At 39.9% G+C, this 19,278-nt stretch carries 23 protein-coding genes; all 23 read left to right on the forward strand.

Annotated features, from left to right (window positions below; translation table 11 throughout):
• Positions 1 to 549 precede the first annotated feature (549 nt).
• The 23 genes from AC13EX_RS18485 (at position 550) to AC13EX_RS18595 (ending at position 19,277) form a co-directional block, all read left to right on the forward strand.
• A complete protein-coding gene (locus AC13EX_RS18485; RefSeq protein ID WP_149392922.1) occupies positions 550 to 1,113 on the forward strand; it encodes a GNAT family N-acetyltransferase in 564 nt (187 codons plus the stop codon).
• A gap of 6 nt (positions 1,114 to 1,119) precedes the next feature.
• A complete protein-coding gene (locus tag AC13EX_RS18490) occupies positions 1,120 to 2,040 on the forward strand; it encodes a helix-turn-helix transcriptional regulator (RefSeq protein ID WP_198249242.1) in 921 nt (306 codons plus the stop codon).
• A gap of 573 nt (positions 2,041 to 2,613) precedes the next feature.
• Entirely contained in the window at positions 2,614 to 2,847 is a 234-nt protein-coding gene (locus AC13EX_RS18495) for a DUF4221 family protein (protein WP_482893843.1), read from the forward strand.
• 38 nt (positions 2,848 to 2,885) lie between these two features.
• Positions 2,886 to 3,182 carry a hypothetical protein gene (locus tag AC13EX_RS18500; protein ID WP_482893844.1) on the forward strand — a complete coding sequence of 99 codons (297 nt, stop codon included), beginning with the start codon at positions 2,886 to 2,888 and terminating at the stop codon, positions 3,180 to 3,182.
• A 102-nt stretch (positions 3,183 to 3,284) separates the two neighbouring features.
• Complete coding sequence (locus AC13EX_RS18505; RefSeq protein ID WP_482893845.1) at positions 3,285 to 3,575, forward strand: DUF4221 family protein; 291 nt, start codon at positions 3,285 to 3,287, stop codon at positions 3,573 to 3,575.
• Positions 3,576 to 4,229: 654 nt separating this feature from the next.
• Positions 4,230 to 4,604 carry an ArsR/SmtB family transcription factor gene (locus AC13EX_RS18510; protein ID WP_482893846.1) on the forward strand — a complete coding sequence of 125 codons (375 nt, stop codon included), beginning with the start codon at positions 4,230 to 4,232 and terminating at the stop codon, positions 4,602 to 4,604.
• Complete coding sequence (merTP, locus tag AC13EX_RS18515) at positions 4,601 to 5,515, forward strand: mercuric transport protein MerTP (RefSeq protein ID WP_482893847.1); 915 nt, start codon at positions 4,601 to 4,603, stop codon at positions 5,513 to 5,515. The genes AC13EX_RS18510 and merTP overlap by 4 nt, the downstream gene beginning before the upstream one ends.
• A gap of 1 nt (position 5,516) precedes the next feature.
• Complete coding sequence (locus AC13EX_RS18520; protein ID WP_482893848.1) at positions 5,517 to 5,738, forward strand: GDCCVxC domain-containing (seleno)protein; 222 nt, start codon at positions 5,517 to 5,519, stop codon at positions 5,736 to 5,738.
• On the forward strand, positions 5,735 to 7,078 hold the full coding sequence (locus AC13EX_RS18525) for a dihydrolipoyl dehydrogenase family protein (RefSeq protein WP_482893849.1): 1,344 nt from the start codon (positions 5,735 to 5,737) through the stop codon (positions 7,076 to 7,078). Before AC13EX_RS18520 ends, AC13EX_RS18525 begins: the two co-directional genes overlap by 4 nt.
• Before the next feature lie 76 nt (positions 7,079 to 7,154).
• Positions 7,155 to 7,526 (forward strand): metal-sensitive transcriptional regulator, encoded by a 372-nt coding sequence (locus AC13EX_RS18530; RefSeq protein ID WP_482893850.1) that lies wholly within the window; start codon positions 7,155 to 7,157, stop codon positions 7,524 to 7,526.
• A 217-nt stretch (positions 7,527 to 7,743) separates the two neighbouring features.
• The gene (locus AC13EX_RS18535; protein ID WP_482893851.1) at positions 7,744 to 8,013 is read left to right on the forward strand and encodes a thioredoxin family protein; all 270 of its coding nucleotides are present in this window, start codon (positions 7,744 to 7,746) and stop codon (positions 8,011 to 8,013) included.
• A gap of 85 nt (positions 8,014 to 8,098) precedes the next feature.
• Positions 8,099 to 8,425 (forward strand): four-helix bundle copper-binding protein, encoded by a 327-nt coding sequence (locus tag AC13EX_RS18540; protein ID WP_482893852.1) that lies wholly within the window; start codon positions 8,099 to 8,101, stop codon positions 8,423 to 8,425.
• Between the two features lie 94 nt (positions 8,426 to 8,519).
• A complete protein-coding gene (locus AC13EX_RS18545) occupies positions 8,520 to 8,831 on the forward strand; it encodes a hypothetical protein (RefSeq protein WP_482893853.1) in 312 nt (103 codons plus the stop codon).
• A 9-nt stretch (positions 8,832 to 8,840) separates the two neighbouring features.
• Entirely contained in the window at positions 8,841 to 9,677 is an 837-nt protein-coding gene (locus tag AC13EX_RS18550) for a hypothetical protein (protein ID WP_482893854.1), read from the forward strand.
• Between the two features lie 18 nt (positions 9,678 to 9,695).
• The gene (locus tag AC13EX_RS18555; RefSeq protein ID WP_482893855.1) at positions 9,696 to 10,178 is read left to right on the forward strand and encodes a heavy-metal-associated domain-containing protein; all 483 of its coding nucleotides are present in this window, start codon (positions 9,696 to 9,698) and stop codon (positions 10,176 to 10,178) included.
• 16 nt (positions 10,179 to 10,194) lie between these two features.
• The gene (locus AC13EX_RS18560) at positions 10,195 to 10,533 is read left to right on the forward strand and encodes a mercuric transporter MerT family protein (protein WP_482893856.1); all 339 of its coding nucleotides are present in this window, start codon (positions 10,195 to 10,197) and stop codon (positions 10,531 to 10,533) included.
• 328 nt (positions 10,534 to 10,861) lie between these two features.
• On the forward strand, positions 10,862 to 11,404 hold the full coding sequence (locus AC13EX_RS18565) for a YceI family protein (RefSeq protein ID WP_482893857.1): 543 nt from the start codon (positions 10,862 to 10,864) through the stop codon (positions 11,402 to 11,404).
• Between the two features lie 13 nt (positions 11,405 to 11,417).
• Positions 11,418 to 12,686, forward strand: coding sequence for a hypothetical protein (locus AC13EX_RS18570; RefSeq protein WP_482893858.1), 1,269 nt, complete (start codon positions 11,418 to 11,420; stop codon positions 12,684 to 12,686).
• Positions 12,687 to 12,745: 59 nt separating this feature from the next.
• Positions 12,746 to 12,934 (forward strand): hypothetical protein, encoded by a 189-nt coding sequence (locus AC13EX_RS18575; protein ID WP_482893859.1) that lies wholly within the window; start codon positions 12,746 to 12,748, stop codon positions 12,932 to 12,934.
• A 24-nt stretch (positions 12,935 to 12,958) separates the two neighbouring features.
• The gene (locus AC13EX_RS18580) at positions 12,959 to 13,534 is read left to right on the forward strand and encodes a YceI family protein (protein ID WP_482893860.1); all 576 of its coding nucleotides are present in this window, start codon (positions 12,959 to 12,961) and stop codon (positions 13,532 to 13,534) included.
• A gap of 152 nt (positions 13,535 to 13,686) precedes the next feature.
• Complete coding sequence (locus tag AC13EX_RS18585; RefSeq protein ID WP_014022569.1) at positions 13,687 to 14,106, forward strand: HYC_CC_PP family protein; 420 nt, start codon at positions 13,687 to 13,689, stop codon at positions 14,104 to 14,106.
• 102 nt (positions 14,107 to 14,208) lie between these two features.
• Complete coding sequence (locus AC13EX_RS18590; protein WP_014022568.1) at positions 14,209 to 18,033, forward strand: efflux RND transporter permease subunit; 3,825 nt, start codon at positions 14,209 to 14,211, stop codon at positions 18,031 to 18,033.
• Positions 18,030 to 19,277 (forward strand): TolC family protein, encoded by a 1,248-nt coding sequence (locus AC13EX_RS18595; RefSeq protein WP_014022567.1) that lies wholly within the window; start codon positions 18,030 to 18,032, stop codon positions 19,275 to 19,277. Before AC13EX_RS18590 ends, AC13EX_RS18595 begins: the two co-directional genes overlap by 4 nt.
• The last annotated feature ends 1 nt before the right edge of the window (position 19,278 follow it).

Here is a 19,278-nt window from a genome sequence, read left to right on the forward strand (position 1 = left end):
AATGTTTAGAGGATTAGATGAGACTTAAGGCTTTGATTTACAAATTTTTAAATATGCAAATATGCCTATATACCAATACTTACATACATTCCTATTCAGATAATGCTATACATAATTATATTCCGAAAGGGAGGGGGAATGACGAAAAATGGAATGTTGAGTTCCAATAATAAATGCCTATTCAGGTATCCAAATACACATTTGACCATATATTTAAAGATCCATATATCTCAATAAAAATATAACATTAATTTGCATATACTTAGATAAAAACATATGTTTAACAATATTATTAGTAATATTTAGTTATTAATTTATATTAAAACAGTTCTTTACTTAACCTACTAGAGGCTAACTAACACCTTGGAGCCACTAGGATTCCGCTGTGCGCGGTCCTTGCAAGTTGTGTCTTTGTCCGACAAAAAACCGCTGGTTTTTTTCTGCCAAAAACGAACTTGCCCCTCCCGTTCCCCTTCCTGTTTGACAGTTGTGTAATGTGGAGTGGAGAAGAAAAATCCTCGCAACTCGGATTTTAACAAAAAAAATCAAATGAGAAAAGCAACCCAAAATGACAGGGAAAAGGTCGTAACCATCCTGTTGAAAGCATTCAAAAAAAACAAAAGTGTCAACTACATCGCTGGTAAAGAAGAAGAAAAAATTCGCTATTTGATGGAGTATTCTTTTGAAAACTGCATTAATATGGGGGAAGTTTTTATTTCGGAGGATGGCAATGCTTGCGCCATGATACAGTTTCAGGATAAGAAAAAGTTCTCTTGGAAAAGTACATATCTGGATATAAAGTTAATCTTAAAAACCATTGGTTTGGGAAATATTCCCAAAGCCTTATCCAGGGAATCCTTTATCAAGAAGCATTATCCAAAAGATCCATTTACCTACCTATGGTTTGTTGGGGTCAGCCCGGAAAAGCAAAAAAATGGCTTTGGCACTAAGATCCTGAGGCATGTATTGGATTATTCCAAAACACTTGACCGACCTGTTTATCTGGAAACATCTACGGAGAGCAACCTCCCCTGGTATCGAAAACACGGTTTGGAAATTTATACCGTTTCCGAAAAGTTTGGATTTCCCTTTTACTTCCTGAAAACTGCCTAAAACACTATGACTGTTCTGAATACTGAAATTCACATTGTAACCCTAGTATTTGTTTTGCTGGAGGTGATGATGTTTTCTCATCAACTGGTATTTTATCTCCAAAAACCGAATGAGAAGAAGAGGAAATATTACCTGATTTTGCTTTTTCTTCTGATCCTTTACAATTTGGCCGGAGGGCTTTTTCCAGACGAAGATTTACCTCTGTCAGTAACTTTGCAATACATTCTTGCCTATGGTGCCGGTTTCGGTATGGGAGCGTATTTTCCTTATTATTTTTACAGGGCATTCAATATTACTCATTTAGAATTTCATGCCAAATACGGGGTGCTAATATTTTTGATCTTACCGTTTGTACTTTTCTTTTGCATATTATATCCTTTAGGATTGGATCTAATGACAGTGATCTACGTGGGAATGATCATCCCGTTTGCCTATGCTTTTTACATGGTGTACAATATCCTTTGGGGCATTCGCCAACGCTACAAAAAAAGTAAAGCCTCCTTCGACGCTATCCTATCTTATGTTGCTGTAGCTCCCTGGACATTGATGCCGCTGCTAGCCTATTTAGAAGTAACACAGCTGACAGAAGTTTTATTGACAAATGGTGGCTTTCTGGTAATCACAGTCCTGTATATCCGGAACATGGTCGAAGAAAATAGAAAAGATTTGGAAACCCTCAATCTTCTGCAAACAAAAAATGAAGATGAAATTTTCACTATTCGATGTAACAAGCTTGGCCTGACAAAACGAGAAATTGAAATCTGCGAATTGGTCCGGGAAGGACATATATACAAGGATATAGCTGACACTTTGTTTATCTCCGAAAGAACTGTGAATAAGCATATGCAGAATATTTTCAAAAAAGCAGAAAGTAATAACAAGTTTGATTTGTTGAATAAGATTACCAAGAATGTGAAGACGGCGTGAATTGAGGTTGAGGAAATTGGCTAAACCTCCCAGTTTGAGAAGAACATAAGCTTTAACTGGACAAATTAAGAGGCTAATTTTTACTATGTATTTTTAAAAATAATCCTAAACAACAGTTTAATGGATCTGATTTTTGAGAAAAATTACTATTCAATCAAGCTGATACAAACTCTATATCTCGAAATTGTGCGTTTCATTTAGTTATTGTATTCCTTGTTTTTTAGTTATGATTAATTTTCCTTAATTTAATAGCATTAAGTGTATAGTTTCCGAATGTCCTAAAGTGGTTTTTAAATAATAAAATTATTCAACAAAATAGGGAATGGTAAAATTTAATTTTGGTTTATTTAATATTGATGTCAAAAACAAATTAGAAGGGATCTATTTGACGTGCCAATGTAAAAATTGGAACTGGAGGCATTTGTGGTTTTATGCAATTATTTATGTATCCTTCTCATGTCAAGAAAATAAAACTAAACAAGATAGCCAGGTAAATAGATATTCGGTAGACACGGTTTTAATAGATTCAAAAAATCGAATCTTGGATTTAAGGGGAAATTTAAGACATTTATCTTGGATGATAGTAGAAAATCATTTTTCCTTTTAAATCATTTTGATCTTTCAATCGATGAAGTAGACCTCGATAGGCATATTTTAGTCAAATCTTATCCACTAGAGCCTGAAGGACCAAACGGCGTTGGCGATTATATCCGTAGTCTTCAATCCGTGAATGATAGCTTATTTTTCATCAAATCAAATATACGCTCTTCATTAATCGATAAAAGTGGTCAGATTGTTATAGGATAGATTGGGATGATGCTAGGGATTCCAATGGAAGTGAATTGATGCAATTCTATAGAGACAAAGAGGTGTTGTCCGGTACCGATTATTTAAAGGTGTTCGGGGAAAATTTTGACCTTAAAAATGGTAATGTGTTTTTATATGTTCTTTCTGTTAGTGATAACAAAATTAATAGGTTTGATATTGATCCTGAAAACTCTTATCATGATTTTATATTCAGGTGGGATGATAATATAGCACCTCCCGAAGTCAACCTCAGTTCGGACAAGAAATATATTCGAATAAGTCATGAGTTTTCAAATGAAATAATTCTTTTTAACAACCAAGGAGAATTTGTGTAAGTAGTCCAATACGAGCCACAAAAGACACCTAAACGGGCTAAAATCCCGAGTGGCCCTTAGATAAAATTCAGGGATCAGGCAGGAAAGGATTACCAGCGTATTTTGGAGCAAGTCCGGTTTGAATTTCCAGTGTGGGATAGTGTGAAAAAGCGCTATTTGCGTTTGTCTTCTAAAAAAATATTCACGGAAACTTATATTGATAATAATTTTGTCCCAGAAATCAAGAAAACCTTAGTATTTTTGCCAATTTTTGATGCCGAGTTTAATCTGATCTCTGAGATTGAAATTGGTGAGTTGAATAATGAACGTGTAAAGTATTTTGCCAAAGAAGGAAAGCTTTGGATATGCCAGAATTTCTCAGATGAACTTGGATTTATTGTTATTGATATTTAAGCCCTGACCATAGCCCTAATTTATAAGAAGATGGTCTTGGAAGTACTTATTAAGTAGATTAAGCAAAACTTTGAGCTTAAATATTTTTTGTCGGACAGTGAGAACGGGATCAAAATCCAGATTTGGGTGGTTTTAATACTAAATCTGCTGTTTACAGTCCTCCATAAGAGGATTAAGGAGGCAGAGGATTTTCCCCAAATGGTGATGGCGGCAGCGAAAAATTTATGCTCTTATATTAGTCTTGAAAAGTTTTTGGTTTACTCCGAAGCTTACTTTAATAAAATATTTCAAAAAAGCTCAATATTATCCAAACTGATTTGAAATTCTGAGGGTAGGGCACTTTTTAAAAACCATAAACTAAGCCCTCTTAAATTCAGAAGGAAGACATTATTTTAAACTTTGTAGTTTAGTCCGAGGACAGTAATTTTTTTTAACTAAAAATTTCTCACATACCTCTTTTCTCTAGCTAAATGTCGTACTTTACTACTTCTTTATTATCAATAATTTTAAATTTCTTTTTACAGCAATTTTTATTTATGTGCTGGCTTACCAAATAAGTGATGAAGAAGATTTTTAAAACATATAATTTAAGCATTTGCTTAAACTTTTGTTTCTTACCCTCGTTATTTAATTAACTGCTTAAATAATTAAAGTATGACGAAATCATGTATCCGTGTATTTGCTGATGTAGCACAAATCCAGCAATGCAAAACCGAAATAGACCGGGTAGAGCCAACCATTGGCAGCATCGCCAGGGCCTTGAGCCTGTCAGGCAATGAAGTCCGGCTCAAAATCCTTTATCTGCTTAGTAAGGAATCCCAACTGTGCCCTTGTGACCTAAGTGACATTTTGGGTATGACCGTACCAGCCATTTCGCAGCATTTGAAAAAACTGCGTGAGGGAGGACTTGTAGTGAGCGAAAAAGTAGGACAAACCATATTCTATTCACTTCAAAAAGAGAACCTGAAAGTTATCAATCCCATTTTAGAGAGCCTTGCAATTACAGAACAAAAATCTACTGTGTCATGAGTACAAGTAGCCAACATTCTAAACAGTTTACTACGTCAACAAAAAGCGTGGGTGCCGGATTGCTGGCTGCTATAGTAGCTTCGCTGTGTTGTATCACCCCGGTATTTTCGCTGTTGGCGGGAATTGGTGGTATCGCAGCTACTTTTTCATGGATGGAGCCATTTAGGCCGTACTTAATTGTGCTGACAATTGGTGTATTAGCTTTCGCGTGGTATCAGAAACTCAAGCCATCCCGAATGCTTTCGGGACAAGAAGAAATTGACTGTGCTTGTGAAACAGACGAAGAACCTTCATTCTGGCAATCAAAGAAGTTCCTGGGAATAGTTACAGTGTTTGCGGCCCTAATGCTCGCTTTTCCTACCTATTCGCATATATTCTATCCAAAAAATGATAGTACCGGTCTTATTGCCGACAATGATCAGACGCAAATCAAGTTAGCCGATTTCAAAATCAAAGGAATGACCTGCACAGGCTGTGAGGAGCATGTAAAGCATGCGGTATCCTCTTTAAATGGTGTACAAGAAGTATCTGTTTCCTATAAAGACGCCAGCGCTCAGGTAAAATACGATGCGTTAATAGTCGGTTTAGACAAAATTACGGAAGCGATCAATGGCACAGGATACACTGTGATAGATTCAAAAATAAGCGATTGGCGGGGACAGTCTGATATTTTCCAAACAGTAGAATTTCAAACCATAGAATTACCCGTCAAAGGGATGACCTGCTCGGGATGTGAGTCTCACGTGACCCATGCAGTCAGTGAACTTGCCGGAGTGAAAGAGGTAAAAACATCCTACGAGAAGGGTAATGCCATTGTCAAATATGATCCGGATAAAGTAGAAAAAGACAAAATCATAGAAACGATCAATAAGACCGGATACAAAGTAGTAGAAAAGCCTAACAATCAATAACATGGAAAAAGAAATCGTATTACAATCCACCATCACCTGCCCAAACTGTAGTCATCAGAAAGAAGAAACCATGCCTACGGACGCATGTCAGTACTTCTACGAATGTGAAAATTGCAAAGAAGTGATCAAGCCCAAAGATGGTGATTGCTGTGTGTATTGCTCTTATGGGACAGTCGCCTGTCCTCCGATTCAGGAAGGTGGAAAAAATAGCTGCTGCGTATGAAAAAATATGATGTAATCGTCATCGGATCCGGTATGGCCGGAATGACCATCGCCAAGAAATGCGCCAAGAAAGGATTAAAAACAGCCATCACTGACTCACGACCTTACGGTGGTACTTGTGCCCTTCGTGGTTGCGATCCTAAGAAAATTCTGGTTGGAGCAGCGGAGATTATTGACCGGGCCAATAAAATGAGTGGTACAGGCATCTCAGGAGATATTTTCATCAATTGGCAAGACTTAATGGCTTACAAAAATGAACTCGTCTCCAAAATGCCCAAAGGCGTTGAGAAAGGATATGAAAACGCAGGTGTGAAGATGTACCATGGAGCAGCCAGCTTTGAGTCTGAAAACACTGTCCGCATTGGGAACGATTTGCTGGAAGGTGATAAAATCGTGATTGTCACAGGTGCAAGACCGGTAATCCTGGACATTCCAGGAGGTGATTTACCCATAGATAGTACCGATTTTCTAAATCTGGAGAAGTTACCTGAACATATCACTTTTATTGGAGGTGGTTATATTGCGATGGAGTTTGCCCACATTGCAGCCAGGGCTGGTAGTAAGGTCACTATATTCCATCGGGGCAAACGTCCTTTGGAAAATTTTGATGAGGATATTGTCAAGCACCTCGTTGATGCAACCAGAGCATTGGAGATTGAATTGCATCTTGAAACTGAAGTAGTAGGCATTAAAGAAGATGACGATCAATTCAAAGTCATCACCAAATCTCCGAATAGCACAGAGACATATAAGACCAATCTTGTAGTAAATGCTGCTGGAAGAGTACCAGAATTGGATGATATGAATCTGGAAAAAGCCAATATAGCTTCCAATAAAAAAGGAATCAAGGTAAATGAATATCTGCAAAGTGAGAGTAACCCTGCAGTTTATGCAGCAGGTGATGCAGCTGATAGCAATGGGCTAAACCTCACGCCTGTAGCCGTAATGGAAGGTCATGCTGTGGCGGCCAATATCATTCGGGGCAATAGCAAAAAACCAGATTACTCCGAAATGCCAAGTGCAGTATTCACCTTACCTACACTGGCTGCTGTGGGTATGACTGAAGAGCAAGCGAAAGGGTCAGGGAAAGAACATCAGGTGAAAAGTGCTTCTGCCTCCAACGGGTATAATGCCAAACGGATTAATGAATCCACTTATGCCTACAAAGTGATTTCGGATAAAGATGGCCACATTTTAGGCGCTCATATCATCGGCCCTCATGCGGAAGAAATGATCAACCTTTTTGCGATGGCTATTCGGGCTAAACTAAAAGTTGCCGATATAAGGAACATGGTCTATTCCTATCCCTCTATGGGGTCGGATATCGGGTCTATGGTTTAATTGAAATTAAAAAACATACACACTTTTTGTTCACCACCCCGGACGGAAACGTACCTTTAATAAAATCTGAAGGATTATGATACCCAAGGACCTAACAAAAGATATAAAGACACGCTTGCAGAGCATCAAAGGCCAGGTGGATGGCTTGATAAAAATGCTGGATGAAGGAAAAGATCCGGAAAAAATTTTACTACAGTTCAAAGCAGCACAAAAAGGGTTGGACAAAGCCCATTATTTATTATTGGATGAAGCTTACCGGAAAGCTCTTGCCATTAAGATTTCAGAAACCGTTGAAGCCTGCCCAGGAAATTGCGGTAATGAAGATCGTATAGAATTTATCCGCCAGCAGTTTCCCCACCTGGAGTTGGATAGCCTTACTCAAAAAATGAAGGAAATAGCAGAGCTAAAGGAACGAATAGGCAATGTAAATGAAAAAAGCGGTTCATAAACCGTTGCTCTGTATTGCAAGTGTCGGATTTCCGCTCAGTATGATGTGGTAAAATCTCCGTTTTTCATCATCACTTTTCTTATATCAAGAAAAATAAATCAAATTTTGTAGTCATCGCCTCTTGGCGACCACCCCCTCCCTAAGCTTACCTTTGAATTGTTCTTATCCGGAAAGAATCACAAAATCATTTTACAGAACAATTCAAAAGGAGGAAAATATGAAACGTCAAGTAGAAATATTTACGGCTAATTGCCCGGTTTGTGATCCGGTAGTCAGCATGGTAAAAGACTTAGCCTGTGATCAATGTGAAATAACAGTCTATGATCTGGTTAAGCAATGTGAAGACAAAACTTGTCTGAGCAAACTGAAAGAATACCAGATTAAAAAAGTGCCGGCCATAGCAGTAAACGGATCGCTTTTATCCTGCTGTAAAAGCCAGGGAGTCACCAAAGAAGAACTGATCAAAGCAGGGATAGGACAAGGATAAAAAAAGAAGTAAGGTACGGCTTACAAAATATATTTCCCCCCATGCTGCCGTGCTGGCGAGGGAATTCACTTAAACCAACACAGTTATGAAACCATTGAACAACGAAATTCAACAATGTATTGACAATTGTAACGAATGCATAACCGCTACGCGAATCTGTCTGGACCAGCATATGGGTGAACCCGATATGAAAAAATGCCATCAGCTTTGTCTGGATTGCCTTGCCCTTTGTACCGCCTGTGTCCAAATGCTGGCATCTCAGTCCGATTATGCCGACAGAGTATGCGCCATTTGTGCTGATCTGTGTAAAGCTTGTGCAGAAGAGTGCGGCAAATTTGACAGTGAAGTGTGCAAGCAGTGTGCAGAAAAGTGTGAAGCTTGTGCGGAAAGTTGTGCTAAAATGGCGGCATAAAATGAGAGTCTTAAAATCTCTGAAGCAGGATTTCGTCAGCATAGCGTCCCTGTTTACTTCTGTCTCAACGCTGCTCTGCTGTGCACTGCCCTCATTGCTCGTAGCTGTTGGGATGGGAGCGGTAGTGGCTGGATTAGTTTCGGACTTCCCTGCACTGATATGGTTGAGCAAGTATAAGGAGTGGACATTTCTGGTAGCCAGTATTTTGATCGGGTTCAACTTCTGGCTGTTTTACGGTCGCAAGAGTAATCAGGCATGTGAAATAGACGAATATGGAAATGAAACGGCCTGTGATACAGCCGCTCGGTGGAGTAAGATTATCCTTTGGATATCTTTTGGGCTTTACGTGGTTGGCTTATTCTCTGCTTATTTGCTGCTTCCGCTTCAACAATTTTTAGGGATTTAAAAAGTAAAGATGAAACAAACAGTATTAATTGTAATAGTTGCCATGATGGCACTTTCAAAAACCTACGCTCAGGGACACGGCCCGCTCTTCGGACTACAAACCCCTACTTTAGCCAAGGGAGGAGTTGATTTTAATGCGGTTGCCATGAGCCTGGCTACAGAAGATGATCAGTCTTTTATGCTGCGATATATCTGGTCTTATGGTGTTACGGAAGACCTACAGTTAAACATCACTACACCTACAATGATCAACCGGCTTTCAGATCCTCCAAGGACGAGAGGAAACAGCAATATGCCCGCTAATGGCGATATTGAAGCTTCGGTCTGGTATCGTTTCTTTTCCAATGCATTTGGCGTGGGGAAAAGATTTGAATCTACTGCAATATTAAGTGTTTCAACGCCTACCGAAGAAACAAGAGGAGGCATCAACTTAAGCAACTCCATTCATGGAGCGATCTCTACCGGGTATGCTTCCCGAACCTGGTACGCCTGGGTAGGTGGCGGCTATCAGTATTATTTTGAGAAGGGTAATGATCAATTAGGTGACCTTCCATATGCCAGCTTGGTAGTTGGCTATCAGCCCAACATCTTCATGGGAGACTATCCAAAGCCAGACTGGAGAATATTTGTTGAGTCGCTGGCGGAGTTTCCTGGAAGCAACACTTTTGAAGGCCAACTGTCTCCAATGGATCAAAGAGGAAAAAAAGTTATGCTCGGGCCGTCATTTCTCGGTCTCTATGGAGCCTGGGGAATATCTTTTGGGGCATTATTTCCGGTCTATCAGAATGTAGTGCAAGGCCCTCAAGAGCGATACAGACTCTCAATGAATATAAGTTATTGGTTATAAATATTAAAACAGAAGAAAATGGAAAAGTTAGGAATAATAGCATTGTTGACAATTATTAGCCTGAGCAGTGCAATGGCTCAATTGATCCAAGTAGATCAGGAAGTATTTGGAATGGATTGTGCGCCCTGTGCATATGGCCTGGAACGCGGGCTCAAGAAAATGGATGGGCTTCAAAGTGTTAAAGTAAGTCTTAACGATGGTAAAGCATATCTTGAGCTAGCTGCTGACAATGATTTGACCTTACAAAAAATTCAGAAAGAAGTTAAGAATAACGGATTTTCAGCCAGAAATGCAGTAGTAACGTTAAATGGTGAATTGGTGAAGAAGGATAATGAGTGGAGTATAAGCGTAAACGGAGAGACATTCAAAATCAGCTCAGATACTCCTGATGACATACTTGCAAAACTTAAGTCCGGAAGGATTAAGCTGAAAGGATGGGTAGAAGATAAAGAGGATGATGAGTTAAATAGTAAATGGAATATTAGGATAACCGAAATCTAATAATTTTAAAATATTTATGAAGAAAAGTGTTTTATTAGGTCTAAGTCTGACTTCTGCGGTAGCCCCCTTCTTTTGTTGCTGGGGGCCGGCTATTGTTGTTGGTATTGCCGGTTTTTCGGGCACGGTTACGTGGTTTTCGTGGCTACACCCGATGCGGCCCTATTTATACACACTGGCCTTTTTATCATTAGGTTTTTCATTTTACCAGGCGTATGGTAATAAAAAGAACAATCAAAGGTGTGAGAATTGTAAAAAGGCAAAAAATAAAAGTATGGCGAGTCAGGTGTTTTTGTGGATTACTGCTTTGGTTGTATTTTCCATGTTTGTGTTGAACTATAGTTCCAATCTATTCTGATGAAAACACACCCAATTTTTTTTCCAAAATAGTAGTTTCGGAATAAAATTCCTTAGATATAATCAGTCAGTATGTAAAGTTATTGTACCTGCTCGTCCTCTTTCACGCCTACCGTTTTTTATTTGGCTAATTCGTCCGAAATAGCTTCAATAGACATTTCATTCAACAAAGTGCTCTCAAAACAAGAATTCATACATAAAAGCCATAATACTGTACAGATCACCCCAGCCTCTCTCAATACTTTTGGATTCAATATTTCAAAAAGAGAGGATATATGTATATACAGAGTCAGGTAAAACCAAAAAGTTAACTAAAGTGGGCGTTGTTATTGGCCATATTATTAATAGTTGGTGGAGAAACAGTTGCCCAAAATGCCTATACACTCATCATTAATCAAGAATTTAAAGTATCAGGCACCTCTACTCTTCACGATTGGGATATGGTATCGGATGATGCCACTGGAGAGGGGCAAATAACCATTGAAAACCAAAAAATCACTCGCATCAATTCACTTGTAGTCACCTTGCCTACTAAATCATTAAAGAGTGGAAAAGGCAGCATGGATGACAATGCCTATGAAGCACTTGTTGCAAAAAAATACCCCGAAATACAATTTGAGCTGATAGAAATTGAGACGATTACCGATCAGTCGTTACGGGCAAAGGGTAATCTGATTATTGTCGGTACTAAAAGTTTGGTTTCCCTTCAAGTGGATTATGTAATTACCGGGAATACTGTACAGTTTTCCGGATCATTCCCTATCACCTTTACACAATTTAATATAGAGCCTCCCAAAGCCTTATTAGGCACAATTAAAACGGGGGACAAACTACAAATTTCTTTTGAAACAACTTTTAAGTTAATAAACTAAAACGCTTATAAATATGAAAACAAGAAACAATGGGTATAGAATTACCATACTATCACTAATACTTCTGACATCAAGTATAGTGTATGCACAGCAACCTGCCCTGCAGTATTTTCGGCCTAATGACAAAGCCGGTCTTAACGTATTTGAACCATCCAAGCAAGACACCGTGGAGTTTGATGGAGTGAAAGTACGTATAGGAGGTGATTTTGCTATGCAATTTCAAAGTATCAATCAAACCAATTCGCTAGACAGTTTGGTAGAATTAGGAACAAACTTCAATCTTCCCACAGCTAACCTCAACATTGATGTTCAGCTGTATGATGGGTTGAGAATGCACCTGAGGACTTATCTTTCATCCCAAAATCACAGGGAAGCATGGGTGAAAGGTGGTTATCTTCAAATTGACAAATTGGACTTTATAAAACCGGGTTTTATGCAGGGCTTTATGGATGTAGCCCGTATAACTATTGGCTTAGATGAGTTTAATTATGGAGATGCCCACTTCAGAAGAAGCGATAATGCAAGGGCTATTTTTAACCCATTTGTGGGCAATTATATTATGGATGCTTTTTCAACGGAGGCTTTCGGTGAGCTTACTATAATGAAAAATGGTTTTTTAGGAGTAATTGGAATTACGAATGGGAAACTTAATCAGAGCGTAGTGGTCAACGATAATTCTGACAACAAGGCATCTTTCTATGGAAAACTCGGTTATGACAATCAACTAAGTGATGACTTCAGATTACGTTTAACAGGTTCCTGGTATATCAATAAAGGTACTACGACAGGCTCCTGGATTTACGGTGGAGATCGGGCAGGATCGCGGTATTACAATGTCATGCAAACGCTGGACGGTGATGGAGGCCCCTTTGAAGGACGGTTCAACCCAAGATTCAGAGAACTAACAGCCATTCAAATCAACCCATTCATAAAATATAAAGGACTGGAGTTTTTCGGGATTTACGAAGTAGCCTCAAGCAGTGACGATCAAGGTGGAGGGGCTTTTACACAGTTAGCAGGGGAACTTCTCTATCGTTTTGGCAATACTGAACAATTTTATCTAGGTGGAAGGTATAACACTGTTTCAGGAGAGATGCTTGAAAATGCTTTAACACAAGAAATTAATCGGGTGAATATTGGTGGTGGTTGGTACATGACTAAAAATGTAATGGCCAAGCTGGAATATGTATCTCAAAAGTATGAAGGCGAAGGCTGGACAGGCACCAAATACAATGGAGGTGAATTTGATGGCATAAACATAGAAGCAGTAATAAGTTTTTAAACAAAAGTATTTTTGTGCCGGAACATTTATCCGGCACTTTTCTGAGTATTAAAGTAAAAATGGACAAACTGCAGTATTGCAAAAAAATTCTTGAAAAAGTAAGCTTTGATAAAGAGCTTTTAAGGAAGGAATATGAAAAAGCATTGAAATTGCTGTCAGGTGAGGAAGCCGATGCACTGGACCTTTGGTACAACGAAAAGTTTAGGAATAATAACGGTCAGCAATCAGACAACAGCAAGAAAAAGTAATAAACAATGGCGTTTTGCTTACTCATGGTAGTCATAAATTTCAACCCAATTCTTTCCTGTAGTGCCGAGACATGCAAAGAAACACAATGGCGGGTTACAGGTAAAAGTCGGGTGGAGATATCAGGAACAACTAATATCAATCAGTTTCACTGCCTTTCAGTGAATTATGAAGGAGAGGATACCATGATGGAAAACTATCCTCAAGGTGCTGAAAACCCTTCATTTAATGGTGAGATTTTTATGAAGGCAGCTGGCTTTGATTGCCATAACTCTATGATGACCCGGGACTTTGCCAAGACCCTCAGGGCTAATGAGTTTCCGGAGATAAGTATTAGGTTTATTGAGTTGAAGGAGAGTTCCTCCCACGAAAACGGACTATTCGGCAAAGTAGAAATCACCCTGGCAGGAAAGTCTAATGTCTACACAGTTTCATGCATAGTAAAAGAAGAAGGTGAGAATCATAAGCATTTGGAGGGCAGCCGGACTTTTCTTTTTTCAGATTTTGGTCTGCAACCTCCTCAAAAGCTATTTGGAACGATAAAAGTGAGAGATGAAGTATCTGTGGATTTTCACTTGAAATTGAAAAAATGTAATACTTGATTAATTGCTTAAAATGCTTAAAACAAGGTGAGTTTACCTTTGCTACCTGAAAGGAAGAGAAATTTCATACATTTAAAACAAGATATTGAACAGGAACAGGAATCATTTAGGTTTACTTTGCGTATATCAAAATTACTAAAGAAGATAATTTCTTGAAAAGAATAATTTCCATATCGCTACTTTTAATTTTTCTGGCTGGCAATTCCGGCTTTGCAATGGTAACACACTATTGTGGAGGAATGGCAATGGAAACGCAAATAGTAGTTGGCCATACAGAATTACATTGTGGTATGTCCGATATGGAAAGCGGTTGTGAAACCGAAACGTCAAAAGAAAATCAATTCAAGAAAAAACCCTGCTGTGAAAATGAGTATCAATCTCTTGAGGTAGAAGATGAATTTCAAGCTCAGGTTATTGGTAGTTCGTTAAGCTTAGAATTTGTAGCCGCATTTTTTGCAACCTTTATCGGCATAACATATTCTTCTGAAGCAGACAAAACAGAATATAAAAACTATTCCCCTCCTTTGATTGAACGCGATATACCTATACTCGTTCAGTCCTTCCTTATTTAAGCATTTCATTCAATTAATCGTGATCAAGGGCATAGCTCGCTAAGGCCTGGAGGCATTATTTCTATGCCTTTTAAATCAATTTAAAAATTGAATGTAAATAATATGCTTAATAAAATTATAAGATATTTTCTTGAGAACAAGTTGGTTACCGTTCTCATATTAATTGGCTTTATTGCCTGGGGCATTGTTACCGCCCCTTTCGGCTGGCAAATAGGGGCATTGCCTTCCGACCCCGTCCCCGTGGATGCCATACCAGATATTGGGGAGAATCAGCAAATTGTATTTACCCAATGGCAAGGCCGGTCTCCACAGGATATTGAGGATCAGATTTCTTATCCATTGACTACATATCTATTGGGTATACCGGGCGTAAAATCTATAAGGAGTTCTTCCATATTTGGCTTCTCCAGTATCTTCATCATTTTCAGTGAAGATGTAGAGTTTTACTGGTCTCGCTCCCGTATCCTTGAGAAACTCAGTTCCTTGCCTTCAGGCTTATTGCCGGAAGGGGTACAGCCGGCACTCGGGCCTGATGCCACTGCCCTGGGCCAGGTGTATTGGTATACCATTGAGGGCAGAGATAAAGATGGAAACCCTACTGGGGGTTGGGATTTGCACGAAATCCGTACCGTACAGGACTTCTACGTCAAATATGGACTAAATGCAACGGAAGGCGTTTCGGAAGTAGCTTCCATAGGAGGCTTTGTACAGGAATATCAGATTGATGTTAATCCCGATGCCCTAAAAGCTTATGATATCCCCTTGCATAAAGTAATGCAGGCAGTACAGAAATCAAATAAAGACGTAGGGGCTAAAACCATTGAGATCAACCAGGCAGAATACCTGGTGCGTGGTTTGGGTTACATCAAAAAAGTGGAAGACATTGAAAAGGCCGTAGTTGCTGTTCAGGAAAATGTTCCCGTCCGTATTAAAGACATTGGTGTAGTTACCCTGGGCCCATCCACCCGAAGAGGACTGCTGGATAAAGATGGTGCTGAAGTGGTAGGTGGAGTAGTGGTGGCCCGCTATGGTGCTAACCCCTTACAGGTCATTAACAACGTCAAGGATAAGATTAAAGAAATTGCCCCAGGCCTGCCTAAAAAAACGTTGGAAAATGGAAGGGAAAGCCAGTTGACTATCGTTCCATTTTATGACCGCTCCGAACTCATTTATGAAACATTGGGAACCCTGGAAGAAGCTATTTCGCTTCAAGTGCTCATTACCATTTTGGTAGTGATCGTGATGGTGTATAATCTTAGGGCTTCATTTCTCATTTCAAGTATCTTGCCTATCGCGGTCTTGATGGTGTTTATAGCAATGCGCTACTTTGGCGTGGATGCCAATATAGTGGCCTTGTCAGGAATTGCCATTGCAATTGGTACAATGGTGGACTTGGGCGTTATACTTTCCGAAAATATTATCAAGCATATAGATGAAGCTCCTCCCGGTCAAAGACTGATAGAAACCATTTACAATGGAGCTTCAGAAGTGGGTACTGCTATTCTCACTGCTGTTTCTACCACCATTGTCAGCTTCATTCCGGTCTTTACCATGCAAGCTGCCGAAGGAAAGCTCTTTGGGCCTTTGGCATTCACTAAAACCTTTGCCTTGATAGCTGCCCTGTTGGTGAGTCTATTGATCATGCCTACTTTGGCACATTGGTTCTTTGGGTTCAAAATCAATAATAAATTTGTAAAGAAATATGGCGGCTACGCTTTAGTAGTACTGGGAATTATAGGACTTGTTATCGGTCAGATATGGGGTGGCGTATTGCTGGTACTATTTGGTACAATCGGAATTTTAAAGAATATTTTTGACACTAAAAAAGCAAACTTTTCTAAACCTGTATTATTTCTCTACAATTATGCCGAGCTGATCATTGTACTCATTGGTGCAACATGGCTTTTAGCCAAATATTGGCTACCACTAGGAGCCTCAAAGTCTCTATTACTCAACTTTATATTTGTGACCTTGTTGGTAGGATTTATCCTGGGGTCGTTTACGCTTTTAGAGTATTATTATAAATCTATATTAAAATGGTGCCTGGATAATAAAGTTAAGTTTCTATTAATACCTACTTTCTTGATTTTGCTTGGCGCTAATGTCTGGTTGGGTTTTAATACTGTTTTTGGGTTTATACCTAAAGCGTTTGATAAGCTCGGCTGGGATCTTCAGACTACTACAGTCTGGTCTGGCCTGACCCATACCTTCCCGGGTGTGGGCAAAGAATTTATGCCTTCCCTTGATGAAGGGAGTTTCCTACTTATGCCTACCTCCATGCCTCATTCCGGCATTGAGTATAACCGCAAAGTGGTTGGACAACTTGATATGTTACTGACTAATATTCCCGAGGTAGATCTCACGGTGGGAAAACTTGGACGTGTAGAATCTGCTTTGGATCCGGCACCCATTTCCATGTATGAAAATATTATCAACTATAAACCGGAGTACATGCTCAGTGAAAAAGGGCATCGGGTAAGGTTTAAAGTTGATAAGGAAGATCGCTTCATACTAAACAGCGGTGATAGTCTTTCTAATGAGGAAGCCATTAACCGAGGGGTTATCTTGGAGGAACTCATACCTGATGATAACGGGAATTATTTCCGCAACTGGCGGCCACAGATAAAGTCCCCGGATGATATCTGGAATGAAATCGTGAAGGTCACCAAAATACCGGGAGTAACTTCAGCACCTAAGCTGCAGCCTATTGAAACCCGACTGGTCATGCTTCAAACAGGTATGAGAGCCCCAATGGGAATCAAAGTGTACGGCCCTGACCTGAAAACCATTGAAGATTTCGGGCTACAACTGGAAGAAGTACTTAAGAATGTTCCTTCGGTAAAAGCAGAGGCCGTATTTGCCGACCGGATTGTAGGTAAACCCTACCTTCATTTGAATATTAACCGTGATGAAATATCTCGCTATGGATTGAATGTGGAAGATGTACAGCAAACCATTGAAACTGCTATCGGAGGAATGAAGATTACTTCTACCGTGGAAGGACGCGAGCGTTTTCCAGTGAGGGTACGCTACCCCCGTGAACTCAGGGACGACCCTGAGTCATTAGGTAAAATCCTGCTGCCTACACCTACAGGAGCACAAATACCGATCAGCCAGGTAGTGGACTTTGAGTATGTGAGGGGGCCACAGGCGATCAAAAGTGAGGAAACCTTTTTGGTAGGCTATGTACTGTTTGATAAAAGGGATGGATACTCTGAAGTTGGGGTAGTCAATGACGCGCAAGCGGCTATCCAGGCCAAGATAGATTCAGGGGAATTAATTGTTCCTGCCGGGATCAGCTATAAGTTCTCTGGGAGCTATGAAAATCAGGTGCGGGCAGAGAAAAGGCTGACTATTATAGTACCGCTCGTTCTAGGTATTGTGTTCCTTATTCTCTACTTCCAATTCAAATCTGTAGCCACTTCATTGATGGTATTTACTGGTATTGCCATGGCATTTAGCGGGGGCTTTATCATGTTATGGCTGTATGGCCAGACCTGGTTTGCGGACTTCTCCATATTCGGCACCAATTTCCGTGACCTGTTCCAGATACACACTATCAATTTGAGCGTGGCTGTTTGGGTAGGCTTTATTGCCTTGTTTGGCATTGCTACAGATGATGGTGTGTTAATGGCAACTTATTTAGATCAAAGTTTTGATAGAAATAAAACAGATAATCTGAAAGGAATAAGAGCGGCAACAGTGGAAGCTGGTCAACGAAGAATAAAACCAGCTGTGATGACGTCTGCCACAACCATCATTGCTTTGCTTCCTATACTAACCTCAACAGGACGTGGTGCGGACATCATGATCCCGATGGCTATTCCCGCATTTGGAGGTATGTTCTTCGCTGCGGTCACCTACTTTATAGTGCCGGTTTTATACTGTATGAGAGAGGAAAGAAAACTTAATAAGATACAATCATGAAGATCATTGTAAATATCATAATACTTGTTTTTTTCGGAACCAGCGTGAGTGAAGCGCAGACCCTGGATGACTATTTAAAAATAGCAGCAGAAAACAATCCCGGTCTACAAGCGAAATACCGGGAATTTGAAGCGGCTATTCAGAAAGTGGAACAGGTAAATACTTTGCCGGATCCTAATTTCTCTTTTGGCTATTTCATTTCACCGGTAGAAACGAGGGTGGGACCGCAACGGGCCAGGTTTTCTTTAACACAGATGTTTCCCTGGTTTGGTACCTTGAAAGCACAGGGTGATGCTGCGGCTTTGATGGCTGAAGCTAAATACCAGTCTTTTCTGGATGCCAGGAACCGCTTGTATTATCAGGTCGCAGCAGCATACTATCCGCTTTATGAGCTCAATCAATGGAAAGAGATTGAGCGGGAGAATATTGAAATACTGGAGTCTTATAAAACCATTACCAATAAGAAGTTTGAAAATGGAGCGGGTACTATGGTTGACTTCTTGCGTGTTGATATTATGTTGAAAGATGCCAAAACCAACCTTTCCATTCTGAACGATAAGGAAGTTCCTCTGCTGACCCGGTTTAATAAACTGCTCAACAGAGAGGAAGACGCATTGGTAATTGTAGAGGACTCTCTCTTTGCTCAAGCCTTGCCTGATAATTTTAGAAAGGACTCTTTGCTTACGAACAACCCTATGTTGGAAGAATTGGACTTAAAAATAGCCTCCAGTGAGGCAAGTGAGGAGGTAGCCTATAAGCAAGGGCTTCCAAAGTTTGGAGTAGGGCTGGATTATGTAATGGTCGGAGAACGTACAGATCTGGCTTCTGATATGGCAGCTCCCCAAGACAATGGTAAAAATGCCTTGATGCCGATGGTTTCTGTCAGCATTCCCATTTTCCGAAGCAAATATAAAGCGGCTGTAAAAGAAGCACAGCTCATGCAGGAAAGCTTTGCGCTCCAAAAAGAGGATTTTGCCAATACCCTTACGTCAAACTATGAAATGTCTTGGTTTGAAATTCAACAACAGCAAGAGTTGCTTGAGCTGTATGATCAGCAAATTCAGGAATCCAATCAAGCACTTAACCTGCTTTTTACTGCATATGGCAATTCGGGAAAGGAGTTTGAAGAAGTGCTGCGTATGCAGCAACAGTTACTAAAATATGAAAAGATGAAGGCAACGGCCGAAACACAGTATCAAATTGCCCTGGCCAGACTCAATTACTTAACTGCAAAAACATATTAAG

This window comes from Cyclobacterium sp. L-R (assembly GCF_056859355.1).

Bases quoted from the DNA above. Each gene is read 5' to 3' on its own strand.
- merTP (WP_482893847.1), top strand. From the start codon at position 4,601: ATGAGTACAAGTAGCCAACATTCTAAACAGTTTACTACGTCAACAAAA.
- AC13EX_RS18520 (WP_482893848.1), top strand. From the start codon at position 5,517: ATGGAAAAAGAAATCGTATTACAATCCACCATCACCTGCCCAAACTGT.
- AC13EX_RS18550 (WP_482893854.1), top strand. From the start codon at position 8,841: ATGAAACAAACAGTATTAATTGTAATAGTTGCCATGATGGCACTTTCA.
- AC13EX_RS18570 (WP_482893858.1), top strand. From the start codon at position 11,418: ATGAAAACAAGAAACAATGGGTATAGAATTACCATACTATCACTAATA.
- AC13EX_RS18540 (WP_482893852.1), top strand. From the start codon at position 8,099: ATGAAACCATTGAACAACGAAATTCAACAATGTATTGACAATTGTAAC.
- AC13EX_RS18525 (WP_482893849.1), top strand. From the start codon at position 5,735: ATGAAAAAATATGATGTAATCGTCATCGGATCCGGTATGGCCGGAATG.
- AC13EX_RS18510 (WP_482893846.1), top strand. From the start codon at position 4,230: ATGACGAAATCATGTATCCGTGTATTTGCTGATGTAGCACAAATCCAG.
- AC13EX_RS18555 (WP_482893855.1), top strand. From the start codon at position 9,696: ATGGAAAAGTTAGGAATAATAGCATTGTTGACAATTATTAGCCTGAGC.
- AC13EX_RS18575 (WP_482893859.1), top strand. From the start codon at position 12,746: ATGGACAAACTGCAGTATTGCAAAAAAATTCTTGAAAAAGTAAGCTTT.
- AC13EX_RS18580 (WP_482893860.1), top strand. From the start codon at position 12,959: ATGGTAGTCATAAATTTCAACCCAATTCTTTCCTGTAGTGCCGAGACA.
- AC13EX_RS18595 (WP_014022567.1), top strand. From the start codon at position 18,030: ATGAAGATCATTGTAAATATCATAATACTTGTTTTTTTCGGAACCAGC.
- AC13EX_RS18535 (WP_482893851.1), top strand. From the start codon at position 7,744: ATGAAACGTCAAGTAGAAATATTTACGGCTAATTGCCCGGTTTGTGAT.
- AC13EX_RS18500 (WP_482893844.1), top strand. From the start codon at position 2,886: ATGCAATTCTATAGAGACAAAGAGGTGTTGTCCGGTACCGATTATTTA.
- AC13EX_RS18560 (WP_482893856.1), top strand. From the start codon at position 10,195: ATGAAGAAAAGTGTTTTATTAGGTCTAAGTCTGACTTCTGCGGTAGCC.
- AC13EX_RS18485 (WP_149392922.1), top strand. From the start codon at position 550: ATGAGAAAAGCAACCCAAAATGACAGGGAAAAGGTCGTAACCATCCTG.
- AC13EX_RS18590 (WP_014022568.1), top strand. From the start codon at position 14,209: ATGCTTAATAAAATTATAAGATATTTTCTTGAGAACAAGTTGGTTACC.
- AC13EX_RS18530 (WP_482893850.1), top strand. From the start codon at position 7,155: ATGATACCCAAGGACCTAACAAAAGATATAAAGACACGCTTGCAGAGC.
- AC13EX_RS18490 (WP_198249242.1), top strand. From the start codon at position 1,120: ATGACTGTTCTGAATACTGAAATTCACATTGTAACCCTAGTATTTGTT.